This is a genomic window from Rhodovulum sp., from assembly GCF_011048875.1.
Classification (GTDB): Bacteria; Pseudomonadota; Alphaproteobacteria; order Rhodobacterales; family Rhodobacteraceae; genus Rhodovulum; species Rhodovulum tesquicola.
On sequence record NZ_DSDD01000128.1, the window covers coordinates 1 to 7412 of the forward strand.

8 protein-coding genes are annotated in these 7412 nt (G+C 68.5%); 6 read left to right on the forward strand and 2 right to left on the reverse strand.

Annotation, left to right across the window (positions count from 1 at the left end; genetic code table 11):
• On the reverse strand, nt 1–439 hold a 439-nt coding region (locus ENN83_RS04330), incomplete at its 3' end, for a nucleoside deaminase (RefSeq protein WP_287184440.1).
• A gap of 74 nt (nt 440–513) precedes the next feature.
• On the opposite strand from ENN83_RS04330, the gene ENN83_RS04335 reads away from it, so the two are divergent.
• The 6 genes from ENN83_RS04335 to ENN83_RS04360 all read left to right on the forward strand — a co-directional run bounded on the left by ENN83_RS04335 (nt 514) and on the right by ENN83_RS04360 (nt 6855).
• On the forward strand, nt 514–1317 hold the full coding sequence (locus ENN83_RS04335; protein WP_287184441.1) for a pseudouridine synthase: 804 nt from the start codon (nt 514–516) through the stop codon (nt 1315–1317).
• Nucleotides 1318–1473: 156 nt separating this feature from the next.
• Nucleotides 1474–2388 (forward strand): 5-bromo-4-chloroindolyl phosphate hydrolysis family protein, encoded by a 915-nt coding sequence (locus tag ENN83_RS04340; RefSeq protein ID WP_287184444.1) that lies wholly within the window; start codon nt 1474–1476, stop codon nt 2386–2388.
• 5 nt (nt 2389–2393) lie between these two features.
• Nucleotides 2394–3572: a toxic anion resistance protein gene (locus ENN83_RS04345; protein WP_287184447.1), complete on the forward strand. Its 1179-nt coding sequence runs from the start codon at nt 2394–2396 to the stop codon at nt 3570–3572.
• 103 nt (nt 3573–3675) lie between these two features.
• Nucleotides 3676–4518 carry a DUF2927 domain-containing protein gene (locus ENN83_RS04350; protein ID WP_287184450.1) on the forward strand — a complete coding sequence of 281 codons (843 nt, stop codon included), beginning with the start codon at nt 3676–3678 and terminating at the stop codon, nt 4516–4518.
• Nucleotides 4519–4599: 81 nt separating this feature from the next.
• Complete coding sequence (locus tag ENN83_RS04355) at nt 4600–5700, forward strand: SPFH domain-containing protein (protein ID WP_287184453.1); 1101 nt, start codon at nt 4600–4602, stop codon at nt 5698–5700.
• Between the two features lie 18 nt (nt 5701–5718).
• Nucleotides 5719–6855: a primosomal protein N' (replication factor Y) - superfamily II helicase gene (locus ENN83_RS04360; protein WP_287184456.1), complete on the forward strand. Its 1137-nt coding sequence runs from the start codon at nt 5719–5721 to the stop codon at nt 6853–6855.
• 43 nt (nt 6856–6898) lie between these two features.
• Here the strand turns inward: ENN83_RS04360 and ENN83_RS04365 are convergent, their stop codons facing one another.
• Complete coding sequence (locus ENN83_RS04365) at nt 6899–7318, reverse strand: Hsp20/alpha crystallin family protein (RefSeq protein ID WP_287184459.1); 420 nt, start codon at nt 7316–7318, stop codon at nt 6899–6901.
• Nucleotides 7319–7412: the final 94 nt, after the last annotated feature.

Sequence of the window (7412 nt, forward strand, 5' to 3'; positions counted from 1 at the left end):
CAAAGAACTCGCGCAACAGCCGCTCGGCCTCGGCCGCGTTGATTCCGTCATAGATTTCAGGGACATGGTGGCATTGCGGATGCTCGAACACGCGCGGCCCCTGCGCCACGCCGCCCGATTTCGGATCCGCCGCCCCGTAATACAGCCGCCCGATCCGCGCCTGGCTGATCGCCGAGGCACACATCGGGCAAGGCTCCAGGGTGACATAAAGATCACACCCCGCCAACCGCTCGGATCCCAGCACCCGACAGGCCGCCCGGATCGCCAGGATCTCGGCATGCGCCGTGGGGTCGCGCAACTCGATCGTGCGGTTTCCCGCGGCGGAAACCACAACGCCTTGGGGTGAAACGACAACCGCGCCCACCGGCACCTCGCCGCGTGCGGCGGCAGCGCGGGCCTCGGCAAGGGCGGTTTCCATATGGCTGCGAAACGGGCTCATTCCCCTTCATCGCCCCAGCCCCGCCCCCGCGCAAGCCGCTTTCCCACGCCCCGAAACCCGCGTAAACGATGCCCATGGAACAGGATACCCCAGAGGGCGATCGCATCGCCAAGGTGCTGGCGCGGGCCGGCATCGCCTCGCGCCGCGAGGCCGAGCGCATGATCGAGGCCGGCCGCGTCGCGGTCAACGGCAAGCGGATCGACAGCCCCGCGCTGAACGTCACCGCCAGGGACCGGATCGAGGTCGACGGCCAGCCCATCGCCGAGGCCGAGCCCCCGCGGCTGTGGCTTTATCACAAGCCCAGCGGGCTTGTGACCACCGAGAAGGACGAAAAGGGCCGCCCCACCGTGTTCGACGCCCTGCCCGAGGACATGCCGCGGGTGATGTCGGTGGGGCGGCTCGACCTCAATTCCGAAGGGCTGCTGCTGCTGACCAATGATGGCGCGATCAAGCGACGGCTGGAACTGCCCTCGACCGGCTGGCTGCGCAAGTACCGCGTCCGCATCAAGGGCACACCGTCGGACGAGACGCTGGCCCCCCTGCGCGCGGGCATCACCGTCCAGGGCAAGCGGTTCCAGCCGATGGAGGTGAGCCTTGACCGCCAGCAGGGCGCGAATGCCTGGCTCACCGCGGGTATCCGCGAAGGCCGGAACCGCGAGATCCGCCGCGCGATGGAGGCGGTGGGGCTGGTCGTGAACCGGCTGATCCGCGTGGGCTATGGCCCGTTCCGGCTGGGCGATCTGAAACCCGGCGAGGTCGTGGAGGTGCGCTCGCGCGTGCTGCGCGACCAGTTGGGGCTCGACCGCGATTTCCAGCCGGCGACACCCCCGCGACCGAAGCGCACGGTACGCAAGGCCGGGCCGCCGAAGCGGCGTTGAGGCCCGCGTCGGGCTTGCTTTTCGGAACACGCTCGCATCCCATATGATGGCAAGAGCGAAACGGGATGGGTTGATGTCCGAATCCGGGCTACAGAAACTGGCGTTCTTCCTGCTGGTCGCGCTGATCCTCTATGTCGCGATCGTGGGGGGCGGCTGATGGCACAGCGCTATGGCGGGAGATACAGCCCCGATCCGCGGCCCGACGACGGGAGCGCGCCGCCGCCGCGTCACCCGTTCCAGGGCCAGCGCGCCGCCCGGTCCCGCGGCCGGGCCAACCTGATGTTCGTGGTGCCGCTGGCCCTTGTGCCGCGCGCCTTCCTGTCCGATCCGACCGGGATGGCGCTCACGCTGATGGCGCTGGGCGTGCTGCTGCTGGCGGCCTGGCTGACACGCGAGGGGCTGAAGGCCGAGGATGCCTGGGCCGTGCGCAAGGTCGCCCGCCGCCCGGCGATCCCGCGCAAGATGTTCGGCTCGGCGCTGACCGGGGCGGGGCTGTTCCTGGCGGGCATGACCCCCGGCGCCGGGTTCCTGGCGCCCGCGATCTATGCCGTCCTGGGCGTGGTGCTGCACAGCGCCGCCTTCGGGGTTGATCCGATGCGCGACAAGGGGATCGAGGGCACCGACAGCCTGCAACGCGAGCGCGTCGTCCGGGTGATCGACGAGGCCGAAAAGCACCTGCGCAAGATGACCGATGCCATCGCGCGCGCGGGCGACCGGCGGCTTGAGGCGCGGGTCGAGCGGTTTCAGGGCACCGTGCGCGAGATGTTCCGCACCGTCGAGAACGACCCCCGCGACCTGACCGCCGCGCGGCGCTACCTGGTGGTCTACCTGCTGGGCGCGCGCGATGTGACGGTCAAGTTCTCCGAGCTTTATGCCCGCACCCGCGACGCAAGCGCGCGGGCGGATTACGAGGCGCTTCTGACCGATCTGGAGGAGAATTTTGCGGCCCGAACGCGCGCCCTGTTGCTGGACGACCGGGCCGATCTGGACGTCGAAATCGAGGTGCTGCGCGACAGGCTGCAGCGTGAAGGCGTACGCACCGCGTCCGCCATTCCAAATTCTGGAGAGTGAGAGACATGTCCGAGACCGTGAGACAGAAGGCCGAGGCCGCCCTTACCGAGGTCGAGCAACTCAGCGCCGTGATCCTGCCCGCGCCTGCCGCCGAAGTGGTGCCGCTGGAGGCCGCCGACGACAAGCAGGCGCTGGGCATCCGCACCCGCATGGCCGAGATCGACATGGCCGACAGCGGCTCGATCATCTCCTTCGGCGCCTCGGCCCAGGCCGAATTGCAGCAGATCAGCCAGGCCATGCTGGCCGATGTGCGCAACAAGGATGCAGGGCCCGCGGGCGACAGCCTGCGCGAGATCGTGACCACGATCCGGGGCTTTTCGGTCGCGGAACTGGATGCCGGGCGCAAGCGCAGCTGGTGGGAGAAGCTGACCCGCCGCGCCCGGCCCATCGCGAATTTCATGGCGCAGTTCGAGACCGTGCAGGGCCAGATCGACAAGATCACCGACGATCTGCTGACCCATGAACACCGGCTTCTCAAGGACATCAAGTCGCTGGACAAGCTTTATGAAAAGACGCTGGGCTTCTACGACGAGCTGGCGCTTTACATCGCGGCCGGCGAGGCCAAGCTGGCCGATCTGGACAGCCGCGACATCCCCGCGCGCGAGGCCGCGGTCAGCGCCGCGCCCGAGAACGACCAGGTGATCCGCGCGCAGGAATTGCGCGACCTGCGCGCCGCGCGCGACGACCTGGAGCGGCGCGTGCATGACCTCAAGCTGACCCGCCAGGTCACGATGCAGTCGCTGCCCTCGATCCGGCTGGTGCAGGAAAACGACAAGTCGCTGGTCACCAAGATCAACTCGACGCTGGTCAATACCGTGCCATTGTGGGAAACCCAGCTTGCCCAGGCGGTGACGATCCAGCGCTCGCGCGAGGCGGCCGAAGCGGTGCGCGCGGCCTCCGACCTGACCAATGACCTGCTGACGGCCAATGCCGAGAACCTGCGCGAGGCCAACAAGATCGTGCGTGAGGAGATGGAGCGCGGCGTGTTCGACATCGAGGCGGTCAAGAAGGCCAATGCCACGCTGGTCGCCACCATCGAGGAAAGCCTTCAGATCGCCGACGAGGGCAAGTCCCGCCGCGCGAAGGCAGAGGAAGACCTCAGGAAGATGGAGGCCGAACTGCGCAACACGCTGGCGGCCGCGAAATCCCGGGCTCAGGCCGCGGGTGCCGTTCCGGGGGTCTGAGACCACGGTGAAGCTGCGCCTCCCCCCTCTTCTGATACATGCTGTCGTCCTCGGGGCGCTGGCTGGTTGTCAGATCGTGCCCCCGGCAACCAGCCCCCGCCCCGTGCCGCGGCCGGATCTGGTGCGCCCCGCGCCCTCGCCCGAAAGCGAGGCGATCGCCCGGCATTTCGCCCGGGTCGAGGCCGACCTTCTGTCACGCGGGCTGCTGCGCACCGACGCGACAGCCCCCGACGCGCCCTTCTCGCGCCGGGCGGTGGTCGAGAATTTCGTGCGCATCGCGCTTTACGACGAATATGTCACGCGTGCGGGCGCGCTCGTGCCGCGCGAAACGCCCAGCCGCCTGCGCCGCTGGGAACAGCCCATCGGGCTGGGGCTGGTCTTCGGCGAGACGGTGCCCGAGGCGCAGCGCACAAGGGACCGCGCCGAGATCGACGCCTATGCCCGGCGGCTGTCCGGGCTGACCGGGCTGACGATCCGGCAGATCGAACCGGAGCAGGCGAATTTCCATGTCCTGATCCTCAACGAGGACGAACGCCGCAGCATCGGACCCCGCCTGCGCGCGATGGTGCCCGGCATCGACGCCACCGCCATCCGCACGATCGAGGGCATGCCGCGCTCGACCTTCTGCCTGGTGCTGGCGTTTTCCAGCGGCGAGTCGAGCGTCTATTCCCACGCGGTTGCGGTGATCCGGGGCGAACATCCCGACCGTCTGCGCCGGTCCTGCATCCACGAGGAACTGGCCCAGGGGCTGGGGCTGGCCAATGACAGCCCCGCTGCCCGGCCCTCGATCTTCAACGATGATGAGGAATTCGCGCTGCTCACACCGCATGACGAATTGCTGCTTCGCATCCTCTACGACCGCCGCCTGCGCCCCGGCATGCGCGAGCCCGAGGCCCGCCCCATCATCGAGACCATCGCGACGGAACTGATGGGGGGCGAAAGCTGACCGGCGGGGTCGCGCTTGTGCGTGACCTGCGCGGGGCGTCGCGCGTATAGTCGGGACAACCCGACCCGAAGGACCAGACCCATGCGCATCTTCGACTTCCTGTCCGGCGAGTTCATCGACGTCATCCACTGGGTGGACGATACCCGCGATACCATGGTCTGGCGGTTCGAACGGCAGGGCCACGCGATCAAGTATGGCGCCAAGCTGACCGTGCGCGAGGGGCAGGCTGCCGTCTTTGTCCATGAGGGGCAGCTGGCCGACGTGTTCACGCCCGGGCTCTACATGCTGGAAACCAACAACATGCCGTTGCTGACGACCTTGCAGCACTGGGATCACGGCTTCCGCTCGCCCTTCAAGTCCGAGATCTATTTCGTCGCCACCACCCGCTTTCCCGGCCTGAAATGGGGCACCAAGAACCCGGTGATCCTGCGCGATCCGGAATTCGGGCCGCTCAGGCTGCGCGCCTTCGGGACCTGCGCGATCCGGGTCAGCGACCCCGCCCGCTTCATGGTCGAGATCGTGGGCACCGACGGCGAGTTCACCCGCGACGAGATCGCCTTCCAGATCCGCAACATCATCGTGCAGGAATTTTCCCGGGTGATCGCGCGGTCCGGCATCCCGGTGCTGGACATGGCGGCGAATACCGACGACTTGGGCCGGCTGATCGCGACCGAAGTCTCGAAGACGCTGGAGGCCTACGGGCTGAGCATGCCTGAATTCTACATCGAGAATATCAGCCTGCCGCCCGAGGTGGAAAAGGCGCTGGACAAGCGCACCTCGATGGGGATCGCGGGCGATCTGGGCCGGTTCACCCAGTATTCGGCGGCCGAGGCGATGACATCGGCCCAAGGCCAGGCGGGCGGCGGCATGGCCGCGGGGCTGGGCGCCGGGATGGGCATGGCAATGGGCGCACAGATCGCGCAGCAGGGGCCATGGGGGCCGATGCCCGGCGCCGCCCCGCCGCCCCCGCCGGTCGAACATGTCTGGCATATCGCAGAGAAGGGCGAGACAAGGGGGCCATTCTCCAGGGCCGATCTGGGGCGGATGGCGATGGCGGGCACGCTCCGGCGCGAAACCTTTGTCTGGACCCCGGGCCAGGACGGCTGGAAACGCGCCGAGGAGGTGACGGAGCTTGCCCGGCTTTTCACCGTCGCGCCCCCTCCGCCCCCGCCTGACGCCTGATTGCGCCGTCCGCGCCCGATGCCCGACACCGCGCCCCCGCCCGCGCCCCATGACCACCGCTTCCCCTGCGACCAGTGCGGCGCGAACCTGCGCTACGATCCGGGCGCGCGGCAACTGGTGTGCGCCCATTGCGGCCATGCCGAACCGATCGCCGGGGCGGGACCGGACGCGCGGCACCTGCACGAGCTGGACTATCGCGCCGCGCTGGCCGCCGCCCTGCCCCCCGCCGACATGGAGGAGGTGCGGCGGCTGAAATGCCCCAATTGCGGCGCCGAGGTCGAACTGGACGACCAGACCCATGCCGCTTCCTGTCCGTTCTGCGCCACCCCCGTCGTCACCGATACCGGCCACCAGCGCCGGATCAAGCCGCAGGCCGTGCTGCCCTTTGCACTCAGCGAACGCGAGGCGCACAAGGCGATGACCGACTGGCTGGGGCGGTTGTGGTTCGCACCCTCGGGACTGACCGAATTCGCCCGCCGGGGCCGCCCGATGCAGGGCATCTATGTCCCCTTCTGGACCTATGACGCCCGGACAAGGTCACGCTATTCCGGCGCGCGTGGCACGATCCATTACGAGACGCGGATGGTCACACGCAACGGCCAGCGCCAGGCCGAGCGGGTGCAGACGATCCGCTGGAGCCCGGTTTCGGGCCGGGTGGCGCGGGATTTCGACGACGTGCTGGTGCTGGGCTCGACCAGCCTGCCGCGGCGGCATACCGACGGGTTGCAACCCTGGGACCTTGCGCAACTGGAACCCTACCGGCCCGACTACCTCGCGGGGTTCGGCGCCGAGGGCTATACCGTGGGGCTGGAACAGGGCTTTGGAACGGCGCGCGCGATCATGGACCGGGTAATCCGGCGCGACGTGGCGGCCGACATCGGCGGCGACCAGCAACGCATCGACCGGCTGGAGACCGAGGTTTCGGACGTCACCTTCAAGCATATCCTGCTGCCGGTCTGGCTGGCCGCCTATCGTTATCGCGGCAAGAGCTATCGCTTCGTGGTGAACGGGCGCACGGGGCGGGTGCAGGGTGAACGGCCCTGGTCGGTCTGGAAGATCGCCCTTGCCGTCCTGCTGGGGCTGATCCTTGCGGGGGCTGTGGGCTATCTGGTGGCGCTCGATCAGGGCGCTATGGGCATGGTCGACTGGCAATAGGGCGTCCGGGGCACCCCCCCTTGCCCCGGAACGCCACGCGCCCTCAGCCCCGGCCGATCGGGATCTCGGTGCTGCCGGCTGTCTCGTCGGACGCCTTCTTGCCGATGCTGACCGTCAGCACGCCGTCCTTCAGGTCGGCCTTGACCGCGCCTGCATCGGCATCGGGCGGCAGCCGGAAGCTGCGCGAGAATGACCCATATTCGCGTTCGCTGAAATACCAGGTCTCGCCCTTTTCCTCGCGGCTCGACTGCTTTTCGCCGCGCACGGTGACGACGCCATCGGCCAGCGACACCTTGATGTCCTTTTCCTCGACCCCCGGCAGTTCCATCCGGATGCTGTAGCCGTCCTCGCCGGCCGACGCCTCGGATGCGGGCGCGAACCAGTCGGCCACCCGCGCGCCGAGCCCGCGGAAGGGTTCGTAAAGCGAGGGCCAGAAGCCTGCGCTGTGCGATTTCTCGACCATCTCGACCTCCTGTCTTGTGGAATGCTGCAATGACCGCAGGATTCCCCGCCCCCGCCCACCTGTCATTGACAGCCGTCAAGGCGCGGCGCCGCGC